At 36.7% G+C, this 20,489-nt stretch carries 11 protein-coding genes; 4 read left to right on the forward strand and 7 right to left on the reverse strand.

The annotated features are described in order from the left end of the window. Positions 1–253 precede the first annotated feature (253 nt). Positions 254–3,313: a SusC/RagA family TonB-linked outer membrane protein gene (locus ABID42_RS19810; RefSeq protein WP_367285132.1), complete on the forward strand. Its 3,060-nt coding sequence runs from the start codon at positions 254–256 to the stop codon at positions 3,311–3,313. 128 nt (positions 3,314–3,441) lie between these two features. Further along, entirely contained in the window at positions 3,442–5,127 is a 1,686-nt protein-coding gene (locus tag ABID42_RS19815; protein ID WP_367285133.1) for a RagB/SusD family nutrient uptake outer membrane protein, read from the forward strand. Between the two features lie 43 nt (positions 5,128–5,170). Here ABID42_RS19815 and ABID42_RS19820 read toward each other — a convergent pair whose 3' ends face one another. The 7 genes from ABID42_RS19820 to ABID42_RS19850 form a co-directional block, all read right to left on the reverse strand. Further along, on the reverse strand, positions 5,171–5,779 hold the full coding sequence (locus tag ABID42_RS19820; protein WP_367285134.1) for a Crp/Fnr family transcriptional regulator: 609 nt from the start codon (positions 5,777–5,779) through the stop codon (positions 5,171–5,173). Positions 5,780–5,851: 72 nt separating this feature from the next. Then, positions 5,852–7,102 (reverse strand): NAD(P)/FAD-dependent oxidoreductase, encoded by a 1,251-nt coding sequence (locus ABID42_RS19825; RefSeq protein ID WP_367285135.1) that lies wholly within the window; start codon positions 7,100–7,102, stop codon positions 5,852–5,854. Between the two features lie 19 nt (positions 7,103–7,121). Beyond that, entirely contained in the window at positions 7,122–8,867 is a 1,746-nt protein-coding gene (locus ABID42_RS19830; RefSeq protein ID WP_367285136.1) for a DUF885 family protein, read from the reverse strand. A 187-nt stretch (positions 8,868–9,054) separates the two neighbouring features. Next, entirely contained in the window at positions 9,055–11,274 is a 2,220-nt protein-coding gene (locus ABID42_RS19835) for a TonB-dependent receptor (protein WP_367285137.1), read from the reverse strand. A gap of 163 nt (positions 11,275–11,437) precedes the next feature. Further along, entirely contained in the window at positions 11,438–12,739 is a 1,302-nt protein-coding gene (locus tag ABID42_RS19840; RefSeq protein WP_367285138.1) for a leucine-rich repeat-containing protein kinase family protein, read from the reverse strand. Positions 12,740–13,093: 354 nt separating this feature from the next. After that, positions 13,094–14,089 carry a sugar phosphate isomerase/epimerase family protein gene (locus ABID42_RS19845; protein WP_367285139.1) on the reverse strand — a complete coding sequence of 332 codons (996 nt, stop codon included), beginning with the start codon at positions 14,087–14,089 and terminating at the stop codon, positions 13,094–13,096. A 64-nt stretch (positions 14,090–14,153) separates the two neighbouring features. Then, the gene (locus ABID42_RS19850; RefSeq protein WP_367285140.1) at positions 14,154–17,906 is read right to left on the reverse strand and encodes a ThuA domain-containing protein; all 3,753 of its coding nucleotides are present in this window, start codon (positions 17,904–17,906) and stop codon (positions 14,154–14,156) included. 210 nt (positions 17,907–18,116) lie between these two features. On the opposite strand from ABID42_RS19850, the gene ABID42_RS19855 reads away from it, so the two are divergent. Both ABID42_RS19855 and ABID42_RS19860 read left to right on the forward strand, forming a co-directional pair. Next, positions 18,117–18,830 (forward strand): NUDIX hydrolase, encoded by a 714-nt coding sequence (locus tag ABID42_RS19855; protein ID WP_367285141.1) that lies wholly within the window; start codon positions 18,117–18,119, stop codon positions 18,828–18,830. A 99-nt stretch (positions 18,831–18,929) separates the two neighbouring features. Continuing rightward, positions 18,930–20,393 carry an aldehyde dehydrogenase (NADP(+)) gene (locus ABID42_RS19860; RefSeq protein WP_367285142.1) on the forward strand — a complete coding sequence of 488 codons (1,464 nt, stop codon included), beginning with the start codon at positions 18,930–18,932 and terminating at the stop codon, positions 20,391–20,393. The last annotated feature ends 96 nt before the right edge of the window (positions 20,394–20,489 follow it).

The raw sequence follows: 20,489 nt of genomic DNA on the forward strand, positions 1-20,489 counted from the left end.
TTGAATATAAATGATAATTTATCTTTTTGTATTATTAAATAATAAGCATTGTTTTTCAAAAATGAATCCAATGATAAATTAAGGCTATGTTATGAAAAAATCATGTTTTGATAACACAGGCTTTACTTTCCGGAAATCTTACATGAATAACTTGCGCCCTCAATTAAAAACCTAATCCTTATTTTTCTTTTTTGTTTGCAATTTAATTATATTGTGATAAAATAAGAATATTCCAATTTACAACACAACAACAATGAACAAAAAACCTTTTTTTAAGACTCAATCGAAGCTTATCCTTGGAGTCTTAGTTGGGGCAACAGTTGGCGTTTCTGCTAATCCAACTTTTGCCAGTAATGTTACTCTTCTCTCAACAAATAAAACAAATGCTTATGAACAAACAGTACTTAATAAAGCAGTAAAAGAAATTACTGTAAAAGGAAGAGTAATTGATGCGAAAACCAAAGAGCCATTGGCGGGTTGTAACATTCTAGTAAAAGATAGCAAACGTGGTATAAATGCCGATGCCAACGGAAATTTTAGTATTACGGCAGATGAAAAAGCGACTTTGGTATTTTCATTCATTGGTTATGAAAAACAAGAAATTGCGATTGCAGGAAAAAGTACGATAGAAGTAGCGCTTGTATCAAGTGCTTCAGACTTAGAGCAAGTAGTAGTAGTTGGTTACGGAAGTTCAACGAAAAAAGATATTACAGGTTCGGTAAAATCATTGAAACCTGCGGAATTCAACCAAGGGATTATCAACTCGCCAGAACAACTTTTACAAGGTAAAGTATCGGGTGTAAATGTTACTTCAGCAAGTGGAGAACCAGGTGGTGTTCAGAATATTAGCGTACGTGGACCAGGCGGAGTAAGAACAGGAAGTACGCCACTTTTTGTAGTAGATGGTTTGGCTTTAGATAATTCAAGTAGCGGTGGAGCAACGAATCCGCTGAACTTTTTGAATCCACAAGATATTGAATCAATTGATGTATTGAAAGATGCTTCGGCAACAGCAATTTATGGTTCAAGAGGAGCTAACGGGGTTATTTTAATCACGACTAAAAAAGGGAAAACAGGTTTTTCTTCTTTCAATTATTCTACAAGTTATGGTTTCTCAACAATGGCGAGAGCTCTGCCTATTTTCTCGGCTGATGAATACCGTAAACAAGTACCAGCATTAGGAGGCGTTTTGGAAGATTTGAAGGCTTCAACCGATTGGCAGAAAGAAATTTCAAGAACAGCACTTACTAAAAACCATAATATTTCATTAGGTGGTGGTGCTGAAAAATTGACCTATTATGCTTCTTTCGGAATTCAAAACCAAGAAGGTATTCTGAAAAATAACCAATTAGACCGTTACACGGGTCGTATTAACGTAACCCAAAAATTATTGGAAGACCGTGTGACTGTCGATGTGAATTTGAATGCAACGAATACGTATAATGAACGACCGCCAATTACAGGGATTATCGGAGCAGCGATTTCTACAAACCCTACTTATCCTGCTTATGACGATAAAGGACAACCGTACTCGTATGTAAATGGTGTAAATCCATTGACGACGATGAAATTGGAAAAAGATGCTACTTCTATTACTCGTATCATCGGAAACATTTCTCCTTCTATCAAAATCATTGATGGTTTAGTCTATAAATTGAATTTCGGGATTGATAATTCAAGCTCTACTCGTGATTTACAATCGTTGGCAAATGCAGTGCCTTTGCAAGATGGTCGTTTAGAAACAATCAATATTACAAATACTAACCGCTTGATTGAAAACTATTTGACTTATACAAAAGCAATCAAAGAACATAGTTTTTCTGCTTTAGTGGGACATTCGTATCAGAAATTCATGTTCCGTGGACGTTCATACAGTATCAATAAATTCCCGATTTCTGATATTGAACCAATTTATAATCCTGGTTTAGGACAAGAACTTACTTTGGCAAACAATAAGCCAACAGGCTATGCTACAAACGATGAATTACAATCGTTTTTCTCAAGAGTAAATTATCAGTTCAATGACAAGTATTTATTAACAGCAACTTTAAGAGTTGATGGTTCTTCAAAGTTTGGAGCAAACAATAAATATGGCGTTTTCCCTTCTTTCTCGGCAGGTTGGAGAATCTCTGAAGAAGAATTCTTGAAAGGGTCTGCTTTGAGTAATTTGAAAGTAAGAGCAGGTTGGGGACGTACTGGTAACCAAGAAATTCCTTCAAAAATCACACAAGCAAGATTTACTTCTGTTGTTTCAGCAGGAACTTCTTATCCATTATCTGAAACTGGTGCATTTCCAGCAGGTACTTCTTATACAAGATTGGCAAACCCGAATATTCAGTGGGAACAATCAACACAAACAGATTTAGGGATTGACTTTGGTTTCTTGAATGGCGCTTTAACAGGTACAATTGATGTCTTCAATAAAGTATCTGGCGATATTTTATTAGAAGTAATTCCAGCCGATCCAGTGCAGCCAGCAGGTACTTTCTGGACAAATGTAAAAGATATGACGATTACCAACAAAGGTTTAGAATTAGAACTAAACTATCGTCATACTGCTACAGAAGGCTTTACTTATGAATTAGGTGGAAACGTTACTTTTATTGATAATGTTGTTAAAAATTCTCCTTACTCAGTAATTCCTTCAGGTTCTGCTTCAGGTTCTGGTTTGACTTCAGCAACAATCAACGGTTATGTAAGCGGTCAGCCAATTGGAACTTTCTTCTTGAAAGAATTCACAGGATTTGACGACAAAGGAATCAGTACTTTCCGTGATGTAGATGGCGATGGAATTGTAACGGACAAAGACCGTATCGCTGCAGGAAGTGCTTTACCAACGAAACAATTTAACTTCTTTGGTCGTGCAAACTATAAAGGATTTGATTTGTCAATCAATTTCAACGGAGTTTCGGGTAACAAAATTTATGACAATACCGCCAACGCAAACTTCTATAAATTAAGATTATCAAAAGGTATCAATACAACGGCAGAAGCCATTGCTTCAACAAACGAATCAGTGAATAACTCCGCTCCAGTATCGACAAGATATTTGAAAGATGGCGCTTTCTTACGTTTGAATAACTTGACTTTAGGTTATAATGTAAATACTAAAGCTTTAGGAATCAGCAAATGGGTTTCTACTTTGAGACTTTCTGTAACAGGACAAAACCTTGCTGTATTTACAAAATACGATGGTTTTGATCCGGAAGTAAATACGGATAGAACAGTTAACGGTATTACTTCTTACGGAATTGATTACCTAAGTTATCCAAAAGCTAGGTCTGTCATTTTTGGCTTAAATATTTCATTTTAATTGACAGTACTGTTATCTGAAAGCAGTTAACCGTTATCTGTTCAATCTTTGGTTGATGCGATGATTGAGAAAAAATCATTTTCAAATCTTCAAATTACCAAATTTTCAAATTACAAATCATCGAAATCATGAAAAAGAAAATATATGTTTTATTCGCTCTAATGGGCATATTATCCATTGAAAGTTGTACCAATCTTGAAGAAGTAGTATTGGATGAATCTTTCATTTCAAACCTTTCTGAAAAACAAGCTGCCGACGGAATTATGGCGCCTGTTTATGCAAGGCTTCCAGATATTTTTTTACATACCAATTACTTTGCTATTCAGGAAATCTCTACGGATGAAGCAATTTTACCTTACCGTGGCGGAACCGACTGGGGCGATAATGGTATTTACTTGGCTTTGCACGCACATACACAAACAAGTACTGACCCGAATTTAAGAAATACTTGGAATTTTATTTTGCAAGGAATGTCAAGAGCTATCACGGCTATCAATACTTTGCCAAATTCTAAAGACCCAATAGCTAAAACCTATTTAGCAGAAGCAAGAGGGATGAGAGCCTATTATTCGATGTTGACTTTAGACCTTTTCGGTTTAGTTTTCGTGAAAAATGACATCGGTGAAAACTCAACTATTTTGAGAGGCGACAAAGCCGTTGAATACATCAAAAGTGAATTATTGGCTGTTGAACCAAATTTAGAAACCAATGTTGGTCCTGGAAGATTAACAAAAGGAGCTGTTTGGGGATTATTAGCAAGATTATATTTAAATGCTGGTGTATATCGTGACCCTTACGCAACTGCTGTTACTTTCAAAAATGAAGATTTAGACAAAGTAATTGAATATACTGATAAAATTATTGCTTCTGGTCAATACCAATTAGCGAGAGATTATTTCTCTATTTTCAATTCGGATAATCATACTAACAAAGAATTAGTTTTTGCGGTAGATCAACGTGCTGAATTGAATGGACATAACCGTTTGGCGTACTTCTCGCTTTCGGGTGATCAGTTTCCATTGCCAGCGTATCCAAATGCAAACGGTACAGATGGTCCAGCGATTACTTCTGATTTCTACCGTACTTGGGTAAATGCTTATGGTTCACAAGACCCGAAAGTTGACCCAAGATTTTACAGAGAGAACCTTTCTATTTATTCAAATCCTGCGGATTCATGTGTGGCTGCTGAAAACTTTAATATCAACCGTGGTATTTTAAGAGGACAACAATATGGATTGATTCGTAGAAATGGTGTTTTCTTGAAATGTGCTGATGGAAAAATGAAAGTGGGTAAATTGGTTTATGATACAAGAAACAAACCAACATTAGCCGTTGACTTTACAGAACAAATTGATTTTACAGTAGCAGGAAGTAATTATAATACTGGTTACAGAGTAGAAAAATATGAATTCAGTAAAAAATCGGTAAGTGGTAGAAACTTTGGTGAAGCTGACATCGTAATCTTGCGTTTGGCAGATGTTTACTTGATGAGAGCCGAAGCAAAATTGCGTAGAAGTAATGATGTTGCGAGTGCTTTAGCAGATGTAAATACTGTAAGAGCTGCAAGAACTTACAGCGCACCAGCACCAGCTTTGACGACTATGTCTTTAGATTTATTGTATCGTGAAAGAGGATTTGAATTTTATTGGGAAATGCTTCGTCGTACAGACATGATTCGTTTTGGAAAATTCGAAGATAAATGGACGGAAAAATCAAATACTGATAAAAACAAAAGAATCTTCCCAATTCCACAAACAGCGATTGACGGAGCTTCTAATATTCCAGGATATTTAGTTCAGAATGCTGGATATTAATTAATAAAAAGCGGTTGAGAAATGTTTCTCAACCGCTTTTTAATTATTTCTCTTTCGCCATTTTAGCTCTTACTTTACTGAGGAATTCTGCTGAAATACCAAGGTATGAAGCAATGTAATGTTGTGCGACTCTTTGCGGAATTTTTGGATATTTTTTCAAAAAATCAGCGTATCGTTCATGGGCAGTCTGAGCGATAGAATTAATCAACCTACTTTGTGTTGCCGATAAATTTTTCTGAACAAGTAACCTAAATTGTCTTTCAAATTTGGGCGCTTTGGCTAATAAAGCTTCTTTTTTTTCAGGCGTTAACACAAAAATCTCACAGTCTTCTAAAGCCTCAATAAATAAATTAGAAGGTTTTTGTTCGTGGAAACTGGCAATGTCACTTACCCACCAATCTTCAATGGCAAATTGTAAGACTACTTCAAAGCCATTTTTATCGATATAATACTTTCGCATACAACCTTTGATGACGAATGCTTCGAAATTACAAATTTCACCTTCTTGTAATAAAAAGGTCTTTTTCTTGATGGTTTTGTATTGAAGATGTTCGTTAAAAATGCGTAGTTCTTCTTCCGAAAAAGCTACATTTTTACAAACATTTTTATTGATTTGGTCGAAATAAGTACTTAAAGGAGCGTTTGTATTCATTGTAAGATAACAACTTTTAAGTTGCTGAAAGATTTAGGTTCTCCTCAAAAATACAAATAATTTCCAATTATCTTAACCAAAACGTTCTACATCAAAAGCCTTTATGTCGATACTTGTCGGCTGTTCGTTCACCAATTCAGCTACTAATTTACCTGTTGCAGGACCAAGACTTAAGCCCATCATCGAGTGTCCAGTGGCAATCACAACGTTTTTATGTTGCTTCGTTTTGCCAATATAAGGTAAGCCATCGGCAGAGCATGGACGATAACCGTACCAAATTTTATCATTACTTGGTTGCTGAATATCAAACTCAGGGAAAAAGTCTTTCACCGATTTTAAAATGCCTTCTACTCGGTGATATTGTGGTGGCGTTTTGGTAGAAACCACTTCCATCGTACCGCCAAAGCGAATTTTATTGCCATCCATTGGCGTTACGGCTACTCTTCCTTCCGCCAAAATAATAGGATGATTGACTTGATAAGGCGAATCCTCTAAAGTAACAGAATATCCTCTTCCCGGCATTAGAGGTAAATTTACCGCCACCATTTCTGCCAATTCTCTACTCCATGAACCCGTAGCAATCACAAAATCATCGGCTTCATAAGCTTGTTTTGGCGTAATTACTTTCGTGATTTTTCCATTACTTTTTTCAAAACGAATTACTTCCTCATTGGCTTTCAGTATAACAGCTTTGCTTGCGAGGTCTTTCAATAATACTCGCATCAATTTGTCTGGATAAAGATGTGCGTCACATTTAAAGAATAAAGCACCCAGTCCGTTAATTTTTGTTTGAGGCTCTAAGGCTTGCAGTTCATCATAATTCAATAAAGTAACGTCTAACCCTAATTCTTGAGCCTTTTCTACAGTATGATGTGCATGTGCTTGTACGGCTTCCGTCTGAAATACTTCTAGCATTCCTTTGTGTTCGTAGGCGAAATCGAAATGTGGTAAACAAGCCCATTCAGCAAATTCATGCTGACTGAGTAGTGAAATATCTCTTAATGGAATGGCTGAATTGGCTACATTTTTTTCGGTAGCACTTTTCATGAATTTTAAACCCCAATCAAATAAAGCAGGATTCAAAGACGGTTTTACATAAAATGGACTTTTAGGATTTAACATCCATTTCAAACCTTGCCAAATAATGCCCGGTGCTGCCAAAGGAATAAAGTGACTCGGACAAACATAGCCCGCATTTCCGTAGGAACAGTTATCCGAAAAATCGCCTTTGTCGATTACTGTTACCTGATTACCAGCTTTTTGTAAATAATATGCGGTACTTAGTCCAATAATTCCACCACCTATAACTACTACACTTTTCATATCTTGAATAATTTATTGCTTATTTGAATTTGTAAAAACGCCAATTTGTTTTGAAGTCTTTTTCTAAAGATTGCTTCGTCAGAATGGCTCTAATCATCTCAATCGGTAAAGAGTTTTCTTGCATCACACCATCATGAAATTGTTTGTAGGACATTTTTCCAGTATCCACCAATTCATTTTTTAATGCCCTAAATTGTAACCCGCCAATCATGTATGCAATTTGATAAAGTGGGTCATAACCGCCCACAAACGAACGCCTTACTTCGCCTTCGGCATTGGCTTTTTCATGCCCAACTCGGTCGATTAAGAAATCTATACATTGCTGTGGTGTCCAGTTTTTTGTATGATAATTGAGTGAGAAAATAATTCTAGCACAACGGTGCATACGCCAAAAAAGCATTCCAATTTTATCTTCTGGCGATTTTGGGAAATTCATATCATACAATAACAATTCCCAATACAGTGCCCAACCTTCCATCCAAAATGGCGTATCGAACTGACGATAAACCTTATTTCTATTCAGCATAAAATACTGTAAAGAATGCCCCGCAATTAATTCATGGTGAACGGTCGCTCTTGAAAAATGCGGATTATTTCCCCGCATACTCATCAATTTTTGGTCTTCCGTCATGGTATTGGTTGGGTACGAAATGATAAATTCTTCTCCGCCCAAGAAAAAAGGATTAACCAATTGTCTTTCTGGCGACATCATACTCATTCGCCAACCTTCTTCTGCCAAAGCGGGAATCGTTATCAATTGATTTTTCTTGAGAAAATCAACAGACTCATTGTAAAGCCTCATCATTTCCTGCGGTTGTTTCGAAGGCTCTACATATTTGGTTTTAACGTATTCAAGTGCTGCCTTCCAGTTATCTCCAAAGCCTAATTCTTTACTTGCCTTTAACATTTCAGCATCGCACCAAGCGAATTCTTTATTGGCAATATCAACCAACTCTTCGGGTGTGTAAGGAATCATTTCGATTTGCAAACGACGCATAATTTCTTCTTTCCCAATTGGGTTGCCAACAATTCCACTGGCATCTGGTTTCTGAGTAGAAAGATTTTTGCCTTTTCCTTGAAAATTATTGGCATATACTTTCAACAAAGAATCCAAACGATTGTAAGGCTGTGGCATCCACCAAGTAAAAAGAGGGTCATAACCATTATAAAAACCATAAACTGATTTAATGGCTTTTTGCAAACTCCTAGAAAGATTTGCACCACGTTTGCCTAAATTTTCGGTAATGGTACTGTCTTTACTTAATTTAGTATTGAGTGAAATAATTTGTTTTGCCATTTCATTAAACTGAAATGCCCATTTTGGGGCATCCAATGGCGTTCCTCTTCTTCTTATTTTCTCTACAGTATATAAACTATCGGCAAAAGGAAACCATTTTTTGATGGCATCATACTCTTTTTCTTCTATTGTGAATTGATATAGTTCTTCGCTTAAATTTCTTTTGAAAAGTGTATAATCCACTTTTGCACCAATGTTTAACTGATTAAAATTGAGTTTTGTTAATTGATTTTGATAGTCGAGAATCAACTTTTTCATACGTTCTCGTCTTTCTGGCGAATGTTCAACAAAGTAAAATCTTGTCAATATTCCTTTGTCGGCATAATATTGCGTCATTACATTGTTTACTTCGCTCGTTTGTAAGTACAAATCTGTTGTAGCAACTTGTGCAAAATTGACTGAACGACAAGCGATTAGGCAATAAATAATCAATAAAAACTTTTTGAAGAGTGGTCGATATTTTTTCATTTGTTGCTGAAATTGTGGCTACCGAATTATAGCAAGTAAAAGTATAGAATTATAGCCTTTTACAATTCATACATTTTATCTATACCTACTTTAAAATTAACTCGAATAGCGTACAGAAAATAAGAAAGGTACTTCTTCATGATTTTTCACATGAAAAAGTACCTCAAATAAGCTTTTTGAAAAAGAATTAGAAACTAACCCCAACTGTAGCTTTCAAGAAGAATGGAAAACCAGGAGTAAAGTGAATTTCTTCTACAGGATTTACTTCATTCTGTAATCTGGATTCCGTGGCGAATTGCGTTTCGTTCCATTTTACATTGAAAAGGTTTTCGGCAATTAAGCCAAAATTTACTTTCTTGAATTTATAGTTTACGTTGGCATCGGTAACAGTATAACCTTTGGCAACGATAGAATAATCTTCATTCGCTGCACGATTTCCTAAATGCCTTACTCTTAAACCGCCCGAAAAACCAGATGGATGTGTTACGCTCAAACCACCTGTTAAAGTAAAATCTGGAGCGAGTGGAATATAATTTGCTCCTTCGGGTTCGTCGATACTTCGTGCCAAAGTATTGGTCATGTCGGCATTGAAAAATAGCCAATTATTGATTTGATAACGAACGCCTAAGTCCAAGCCTTTTCTTACTGATTTTCCACTGGCTTCAATCACGGCTTCGTCGCCAACATAGACAAATTCTTGGTCGAGATGCAAGTACCACAATGCCATATTCAGAATCAAACGTGATTGTGGTTTCCAAATCATACCTAAATCTGCACCATAAGCGACTGGCAATATTGCTTTGCTATTGCTGGCTAAACTACTGACACGAGTATCGTTTGAGTGAAAGCCTTTGCCTGCTTTAAAGAACAATTGAATATCGTGATCGGGATTATAAATGATATTTAGTTTCGGACTGGCAATTACTTTCGCTACCGATTGTACCTGATTGTTATTGAGTTTATCAAGATAATTGAAGTTGAAATAATCTAATCTCAAAGCCGGATTAATTAGCCAATTGCCACGATGATATTCAATGCCCGTAAAGCCAAAAGCATTGGTTTCTTTAACATTTCCAAATTTGAGCCTTTCCAAAATCTTTGTACGGTTGAGTGTATGCGAAAGCTCAATATCATTTACTGCATCGTATCTAAAACCTACACCCGACTGCCAAGAGAGATTTCCCGAAGGAAGTGTGTAATATTTGTGGATTTCAGATTGCATACCCAAAATATCTCTGGATTCCTTTTGCTTGATTTGGTCGCCATTGGTGGAATCGTTCAAGAAAAAAGTAAAGTTGGAATATAGTTCAAAATTGTAATGACTGTAATAAGCCGTGTTTTTAATCAAAAGTGATTCGCCGACCTTTTTTGTATGTTGAAAATTTACATTCGTTCTGCTCGTATTTCCGCCTTCTTTATCGTCGATTGCCCCGAAACGAGTAATCAAACCTTCGTCAATGGCACGCTGTGGTACTTGTCCCGAAGCATTCCATTTACTACTAAAATGCGAAACCGAAAAGTTGATTTTGTTTTGATTGGGCAATTCCAAAGCATATTTGCCCATCAAATTCAAGCGATTAAACTTCTGTGGAGAAATAAATGGGCCGTCGGAATACAAATATTCACTGGCGACATAAGCTGATTGTTTTTCTTGTTGTCCTAATAAATTCACCAAAGCCATCGTCCTAAAAGTATTGAACATTCCAGCATTTACCGAAACTTGACTTTCCTTAATTCGCTCTTTGGTTTGAAACTCTACGTAACCAGCCGTTGTTAAATTGCCTTTATTAGCGAAGTACGACCCTTTTCCATAATCAATTTTCTCAATGGTTTCTGGAATCAAAAAATGTAAATCCGCATAACCTTGTCCGTGTGCGTGCGAAACCATATTTACGGGCATTCCATCAACAGAAATGTTAATGTCTGTACCGTGGTCTAAATCAAAACCACGCAGAAATAGCTGCTCTGCCTTACCACCACCAGCGTGTTGACCAATGAACAAACCCGGTACTTTTCGTAAAATTTCTTGGGAAGAATTGACTGGATAAGTCTTTAAATCAATTTTTGAAATGATACTTTGGGCATTTACTTCAGGGCTAATCGTTACTTCGTTCAACTGAAATACACTTTCTTCCAAAACGATTTGTAAGAATTTTTGCTCTGGGCGATAGACAACTTTTTGAGTTTTAAAACCCATGCAAGAGATTTCTAAGGTATCGCCTTTACTGACTTTATCCAATACAAAATATCCTAATTTGTTGGAATGCGAATGTTTGTCAATTCGTTTGTTTAAGACAAAACCTCCTTCGATAGGATTTCTGTTGGTGTTGGTGATAGAGCCTTCAAGTTTTTGTGCGAATAGATTTAGGTTAAATAGTAAAAGAAATAATGTAAGCGTTTGTTTCATGAATGTTGATGATGAAAGGTTTATTAGCTGTTAGATTAGTTTTGTCAGCTTTTGAAAAGTTGACAAAACTAATCTAAAAAAAAATCAATAGGAGTAGACTTAGGTTCACTCCTATTGATTTGATAAAATAGTTGAAGGTAATCTCTTCTAAAAATACAAAAAACTACCTCAAGGAAGTAATACGCTGATAAATTTCTTCAAAGCTTGGGCGAGCCAAAACTACTTCGTTCATACAACTTTTTACTAAATCTTGAAGTATAAGTACTGACGCATTTTCTGCCTCGCTAGATTGAATATATCTTAATAAATCATCCAACAAACAAGCAAAAGCCCTCACTTCCAAGCGCTGAACGGCTGCTGCTTTACTTGAATGCACATGATAAGTACTTCCTGCCCCAAAATCGCCAAATAAAGTATTGGCTTCTTCGTCCACCAAAGTATTATGGGCGTAAAGGTCGCCATGAGAAACACCCAAAGCATGTAAATGTGCGCCAACGCTGGCAATTGAAGCTGAAATTTTTATCACTTCTGCTAAAGTAAAAACCGTTTCGGGCGGATAAGTATCTCTGGTACAAGTTTCAAAACTTGGCGGACCACCCAAATTTCTAAAATTAGCAGGAATCAATTCCATCAATAAACCATGTTTATCGGCTGGATGCTCTTTGATTTTGCCCAATACTGTTACCAAATTCGGATGTGTTCCTGCCGAAATACAGGCATTCATTTCATCAGTTGGTAAACCGTCGCTTGTTACTTCTCCTTTATATACTTTTACGGCAATGGTTTTATTTCGAATTGTCCATTCGGCTTTAGCAATATTTCCCGAAGCTCCTTCGCCTAATTGTTCTTTTATCTCCAATTCATGCCAAGAAATTTCTTCTAAGGCTATTTGTTCTTCTGTACTTTCTGAGAAAGGATTTCCTGCAAAAGCCAACCAAGAAAGTTGAGGAAAGGAAAGCAATTCTTCGGGAAATACTTCAATCTGATTGGCTGAAATACGAAGTAATTGCAAGTTTTTGCAAGCTGATAATTCTTTGGGTAAAGCTTTTAGTCGATTGCCTGCCAACATCAACTTTTGCATTCGGCTACATTTACCGATTGAAGCAGGAATACTTTCGATAGCATTGTTTGTCAGAATTAACCAACGAGTATTATATGGAATAGCATTTTCGGGAAGACTTTGAATCTGATTGGCTTTAAAACCAATCATTTCAAGGTTTTGGCATTCGCCCAAAACTGCTGGAAATTCAGTGAATAGATTATCAGAAAAGAAGGCAATTTTTAGCTTTTTTAGTTGAGCAAAATCATCAGGTAAGGCTGAAAGTTCATTACCTGATAAATCTAAAATTTCTAAAGTATCAGCTAATGTATAAATCTCTTTGGGAAAGCTTTTTAAGCCACAAGATAATTTTAAGCGGGTTGTTCCTAATAGTTCTCCTGAGTACAATTGTTGGAGTGTCTGCATGAATGGCAAAGGTTTGTTTTTTCAAAGATAGTAAGGAATTGCTTGTGAGCTTTGAGCTTTGAGCAATGAGCTTTAATTTTTTTGAAAATATTGCCGATGTAAGTATGCAGTTTTTTTGCGGTATTTTGCGGGTTTTGAGCCCAAAATGATACTTTGAGTATCTCTGTTGAATCTTTTTCACGCAAAATACCGCAAAAAAGTATCTCTTGATATTCTTTTAGTATCTCCGTTGATACTAAATACCGCAATTTTCCGCAAAAAAGCCTCTCGGGATATACTAAAAGAGTGTTTGTTGATTCTTTTAGTATGTTCCGAGAGGCTCAGAGCTTATTTGTTGTACTCAGTAATCTAATTTTATATTCTTGCTTTTTCTAATAAAGCCTTTGTTGCTCGGATGCCAGCATCTTCATCCAGATAATTCTCTTTCGCACCCATCATTTTCATAAAGCCTCCTTCGTATTCAATGCCAACAAATCCTTTAAAGTTTTTGCTCAAACCTTTGTTTACAATAGGCATCATTTTGTCAAAATCTGTATCTGTACAAGCTCCGTTTTCATCAAAAAAATGGGTTTTAGCACTTACTCCTTTGGCAAAAGGCATGAGTTTTTTTACACCATCATATTTATCGTATTCATGAATAACTTTAGCATCTCTAAACCCTTCCATCGTCATGGCTTTAGGCTTTTCTCTTTGTATAAAATTGCCAAAATCAGGTAAACAACCTGCATAAGGGTTATTTACTTGTTTCAATAAAGCCACCAACCAATCTGGATTGGTAGAAATAGTAATATGATTTTCGATAATTACGCCAATACCCGCTTTTTGACCGTACTCTACCAATTTTCCATAACCATCTACGCCTGCTTTCATGATTTCTTCAGGTGTGCCGTCGCCATCCATATTTACACGGATAGAATGACAACCCAAAAATTTAGCCGCATCCACCCATTTATAATGATTTTCAACAGCTTTCTGACGAAGCGAAGCATCGCTTGCTCCTAAATCGCCTTCGGCATCCACCATAATTAAGACATTCCGAACACCTAAATCGGTAGTTCTTTGTTTCAGTTCATTCAAATACGCTTGGTCTTTGGCTTTGTCGGCCCAAAACATCGAAACATATTCAACTGCATTGATACCAAAATCATTTTTAGCTTTGGCTGGAAAATCCATGTTTTTCAATTTCCCACTGAACAATGAACCTGCCAAAGAGAATTCAGCCAAAGAGATTTCAAAATGTGGTTTGGCTGCACCAAAAATGGTTGTTGGAAGAAAACTCGCCGCAGTTAATAAGCCCAATTGACCCATAAACTCACGACGACTTGTATGATTTTGTGCTAAGTTTTCCATTGGTTTTGAAAGATTATAAAAAGGGCAACAAAGTTTTCACCTTGTTGCCCTCATGTTTTAATACTTATTCTTTTTTACCATCAAAAGCCATTCCCATTGCTTCTAATTTCATTTTAGAAACATTTCCAGAATCATCTTTCACAAAACTAACAGTCCCTTTTCCACCAGCATCAAATTTGTCAGCAGTATCGGTAGCGGTTAATTCTCCTACATTTCCACCAGCATCAATTATCAATTTTCCGTCTTTTACAGAGATTGAAATAGATTCAAATGGTAAGCCTGTCATTTTATATTTACCTGCATAAATATTCAAATCTGTTTTGACTTCAGGTGTTGCAACGGCTGTTGGAGCTGAATCACCAATTTCTGATTTAAACTCTACGCCCATCACTACCATTAAAGATTGACCTTCTGCTTTTGGATTTTGGAAAACTACATATAAATCATGTGTTCCTTCCGTTGGCGTAACCGTAATGGCAACGGGTTTTCCTGCAAAACTCATTTCTTCTGTTGGTGCAAGGAAAGGAGATGCGCCAATTACTTTACCCGTTGGCGAATCAATACGAATTTCAATAACTCCACCTTGTGCATTTAACTGCGGTTTTGGTGTAATGGCTAAGAATGAAATTTGTTTGATTTCACCTAAATCAATTTGTGAGAGTGAAACATAAGAACCAGATTTAGCAGGAATTGCTAATTCATTTCCTCCAAATGACATTTTTGAAACAGATTCATATTTATCAAATTTATGAGGACTCATTTTCGCATTACGCAAAGTATAAGTTTTTTCAGAAGCTAAAGAAGGAATTCCTTTTGAGCCTTGATCTTGGTAAGAAGCACGTAAAATATACACACCTTGTCCTTTGTCATTCGCTGGTAATTTCGCTGTGTAAGTTCCTTTTACTGGTAAAGAATTTACTTTTGCTTTTTCTTGTGACAAGCTCAAAATATACTTCACCATATCCGAAGCATCCGAAGCTGAAAGTTGTGGGTGACCACTCATTGGCACTTCTCCCCAAACGCCACTTCCGCCAGAGATTACTTTCTTCGTCAATCTTTCTAAAGCGCCACCATCATTTTTGTATTTCGCAGCAACTTCTTTGTACATCGGGCCAACTGATTTTTTATCAACACTGTGACAAGCCTTACAGTCGCTCGCTTCCATCAATTTTTTACCTGAAGCAAAACTTGCCGAAGCATCTGCTGAACGGTGTCCTTGTGCGATAGCAATTTTATCAAAACCTTCCGCTAAATAATCAATACTTACTGCTACTTGCTCAGGTTTGATTTTTCCATTAGCCAAGCTTCCGTCTTCTCTATCGTTTACTTTTACTTCATAATCGAATGGTTTATTTGGGAAGTAAAAAGTTTTGTTACTTTTCGGTAAATCAAAAGCTAACGTTGGAGGTTCGTTTCCTGCCGTCAATTCCATCGATTGGCTATTACTTTCACCTTTTCCATCTGAAACCGTTAAAGTAGCCTTATAAACTCCCGCTTTTGTTAAAGTCAAACTAGCTTCTGGCGTATTGATTACTTTTACAAAACCTTTCTTATCGGTGATTTTCCAAGAATATTTCAAGATGTCACCATCTGCATCTACTGTTCCTTTTGCACTCAATGCTACTTTAAAAGGAATGGCTCCACCCATTTTATCTGCCGCAATTTGTACAATTGGCTTACGATTTCCGCCATTGTATTCGATGCGAATCAAACGTGCATCATCATTGGCAGTAAACCAACCAGAACCGTACTCTAGCATATATAAATCTCCATTTTCAGCAAATTCCATATCCATCGGATTACTGAATTTATAACTTGGCATAAAGCGTTCCATCGAAACATAATTGCCTTCTTTATCCAAAGTGACTGCCATAATCCAACCACGCATCCATTCGTAAATCAATACTTTTCCATCATAATATTTCGGGAAAGCATGGTTTGCATTTTTGAAAGCATCACTGTAGAAAACTGGACCAGCCATTGCATTTCTACCGCCACTACCTACTAATGGGAATTCTGGAGATTCTGCATAAGGATACCAAATAAATGCTTTTTGTGAAGGCGGTAATAATTTCAAGCCTGTATTGTTTGGAGAAGTATTCGTTGGTGCATTGGCATCCCACAATTCTAATGATTTGTTATTCACAAAATCAAATTTATTATAAGCCTTATTATCACCTACAAAATGTGGCCAACCATAATTTCCTGCTTTGCGTGCTTGTCCTACTTCGTCATGTCCTGCTGGTCCACGGTCAGCTGCTGGTTTGTTAGCATCTGGACCAACTTCTCCCCAATAAAGATTACCATTTTTCTGATCAACTGAAATACGGAAAGGGTTACGGTGACCCATTGTATAAATTTCAGGGCGAGTATTTGGTGTTCCTTTTGCAAATAAATTTCCTTCTGGAATGGTATAAGAACCATCAGGAGTAGGTTTAATTCTGATGATTTTACCTCTTAAATCGTTGGTATTAGCAGAAGATTTTTGAGCATCCCAAGGACTACGGTCTGGACGTTCATCACTTGGACTATAACCGCTTGAACCGTGTGGATTTGTATTATCACCTGTTGAAAGGAAAAGGTTGCCCATTTTATCCCAAGCGATAGAACCACCAGTATGGCAACATTGCTCTCTTTGCGTCGGAATCTCTAACAATACTTTTTTAGAATCTAATACCAATTCATCACCACGCAATTCATAACGTGTCAGGATATTTTTTGCTTCGTCGCCAACTGGAGAATAATATAAATAAATCCAGTGATTTTGAGCGAAATTAGGGTCTTTACTCAAGCCCAATAAACCATCTTCCGCTTCTGAAATTTTACCTTCTTTGTCTTTATATTTTGTACTTACTGGAATGGAAGCAATCGTTTTCAACTGTTTAGTTTTAGTATTATAAATACGAACATCTCCACGACGTTCGATAAATAATATACGACCATCGTTCAATACGCTCAATTCCATTGGTTCGCTCAATTTCTCTTCTAAAACCACTTTTGAAAAACGGTTTTCTTCTGGACGAGCCTTTGCATAATCTAAAGGTTTTGGTGCATCGCCACCGATTACATAATTCAAACCAGCCCAAAGATGTCCTAAGAAAAGTGGTTCAGAAAACGTTTGGTCAGTATGACCCATCGCTGTATAAAACGAGCGACCGCCATCAAATTCATGGTACCAACTAATTGGGTGATTATCACCATTATGTCCTCCTTGATACGTTTTCTCATCAATTTTCACCAAAACATTAATGGTTGGGTCAATTTTCTGGAAACTATAAAATTCATCTTCACGCTCAAATTCATCAGGTAACATTTTAGTTGCCCAGTGATTTTTCAATGAAACAAAGAATTTGCCTTTTTGCACATTACTTGGTGTGCTTGGATGATCTAAAAAGTATGCACCCGCCAAACGACCATACCAAGGCCAATCGTATTCTGTATCCGTCGCAGCGTGAATCCCTAAGTAACCACCACCTGCTTGGATATAGCGCTCAAACTCTACTTGTTGTTCAGGATTCAACACATCACCCGTTGTATTTAAAAATACCACTGCATTATAGCGTTTCAGGTTGAGTGCATTAAAAGCTGTCGCATCCTCTGTTAAGTCAACCGTAAAGCCTTTTTCCTTTGCCATTTTTTGGAAAGCAGCTTGTCCAGCTTCAATAGATTGATGACGGAAACTAGCTGTTTTACTAAAGACCAATACCCTTGGCGCATTCGTTTGCCCAATAAGTACCCTTGAACTCAATAAAAAAATACCCAATATCAAGAAAAGGGTATTCATCAAGCTGGGAAATTGGTAATGTTTTTTGTTCATCTTGAATGATTGTTTTGAAATAGATAATAAATTAAATGATTGAAAATGAATGCCATTATTTAATTTTTACTTTAAATATGAGTAAAAAATCAAATAATTAATTGATTAAGTCTTATCATTGTTTCATGATGGAACAATGATAATTCATTTTCTTGAATCCGCCAAGTATTTGTACTATTTTTGTAAAATGTTGAATCTAAAAGGAAGATTATGGAGTCCGAAAAAATAATTATTGACGAAGGGAAATTCATCCCACATTTATCCGTTGACTGTGTAATTTTTGGGTTTCATGGCGAGCAATTAAAAGTATTATTCCCTAAAGTAAAGAATTTAGACTTGTGGTCGTTGCCGGGTGGGTATGTCATGAAAGATGAAGATATTGAAGCAGCAGCACAAAGGATTTTAGAAGAAAGAACAGGCGTAACAGATATTTATCTTGAGCAATTTTACATTTTTGGTAAAGCGAATCGCTCAACGGGAGAAACGCTCAAGAAAGTATTATTGGCAAATAACTTTGAGATTGATGAAAAAAGTTGGGTTTTTGAAAGATTCGTTTCAGTTGGCTATTATGCCTTGGTAGATTTTTCGAAAGTAAATACTAAAATTGGTATATATGACGAAGCTTGCGAATGGCACGATATTCATCAATTACCAAACTTGGCTTTTGATCATGCTGAAATTACTTTAAAGGCTCTGGAAACACTTCGATTTATGTTAGATGATAAATTGATTGGACTTAATTTGTTGCCTGATACGTTTACCATGAAAGAGCTCCAAATGTTATACGAAACCATTTTGGATAAACCTTTAAGAAGAGATAATTTTCAAAGAAAAATATTGTCGATGGGCATTTTAGAACGAGTAGAAAAGAAATTTACTGGTGCGGCACATAAAGCGCCTTATCTTTATAAATTCATAAAATAATAATTTATTGATTTTAGTTGTTGTTCAATAAGTAATTTACCTCTTAATTTCCCTTATTAAAATACGTAGCACATTGATTAAAGTGCTGAAATCAATCACATGGATAATATCAACAAAATTATGCTTCAATCTGCTGAAGCGTTTAAACAATACCGTAAGGTTTCTGGAAAACAAAAAGCTGTTTTTTTAAGAGCCATCGCCGAAGAAATTGAAGCGTTGGGCATGGAGCTCATTCACACCACGATGGAAGAAACCAATCTTCCTGAAGCTCGCTTATTGGGCGAACGTGGACGTACAATTTTTCAATTAAAAATGTTTGCTGACCTTTTGGAAGAAGGTTCTTGGGTAGAAGCTCGTATTGACACGGCTCAACCAGACCGCAAACCTTTGCCAAAAGTAGATATTCGTAAAATGTCTGTGCCATTGGGCGTTGTGGTGGTTTTTGGTGCAAGTAATTTCCCTTATGCTTATTCAACTGCTGGTGGCGACACGGCTTCGGCTTTAGCTGCTGGTTGTCCAGTAGTTTTAAAAGGTCACCCAGCGCACGCACGTACTTCAGCGATGATTGCCGATGCGGTTTTGCGTGCCGTTGAACGTACTGGAATGCCAGAAGGCACTTTTGCACACGTAGATGGTGGCAATGGTTTTGAAATCGGAAAAGCTTTGGTAATGCACCCAGTAACCAAAGCCGTTGGTTTCACCGGTTCTTTTGCTGGCGGCAAAGCATTGTTCGATATGGCGAATCAGCGTCCAGAACCGATTCCTGTATTTTCAGAAATGGGAAGTATCAATCCAGTTGTGTTGATGCCTGAAAAATTATCGACAAGTTCAGAAAGTATTGCTAAAGAGTATGCAGGTTCGATTACTTTGGGTGTTGGGCAATTTTGTACCAATCCGGGCTTGATTTTAGGCGTTGATAATGCTGATTTACAAAACTTTATTAAAGTACTTGCCGGTGAAATCGAGAAAATTTCGCCTTCAAAAATGTTGAATGCAGGAATTTATCAAAACTACGAAGGCAAGAAAACAGTAGCTTTGGCGCAAGACGATGTAACAACAGAAGCAGAGTCGCTTGTTGAAAAAACGGATACTATTCAAGGTTTGGCAACGGTGGCTTCGGTAGATGCAGATGTATTTTTAGCAAATCCTACTTTGCACCAAGAAGTATTTGGACCTTTCTCTTTAGTGGTAAAATGTAAAGATTTAACACAATTAGCCACTGTTATTCAACATTTAGAAGGACAGCTTACGGCTACTTTTATGGCGACAGAAACAGAATTACAAGCGAATGATGATATTGTAGAAGCGCTTAGAAATATCAGCGGACGTTTAATTTTCAATGGCGTGCCTACAGGAGTAGAAGTGTGTTATGCAATGCACCACGGCGGGCCATTCCCATCTTGTACGGATGCTCGTTTTACTTCTGTTGGTCCAGATGCTATCAAACGTTTTGTTCGTCCTGCAAGTTATCAAAGCTTTCCAGACAGTCTTTTACCAGCAGAATTACAAGATGCTAATCCGCTGAACATTTGGAGGATGTTTGATAACGAATGGAAAAAATAATTACAAAATTTCATGTAATCGGAAATATATTTCCATATTGATATTTTTAATAATTTTCATAAACTCTAAAAGACTGCTGATAAATTCTCTGAAATT

The organism is Arcicella rosea, assembly GCF_040543805.1.
GTDB lineage: Bacteria > Bacteroidota > Bacteroidia > Cytophagales > Spirosomataceae > Arcicella > Arcicella rosea.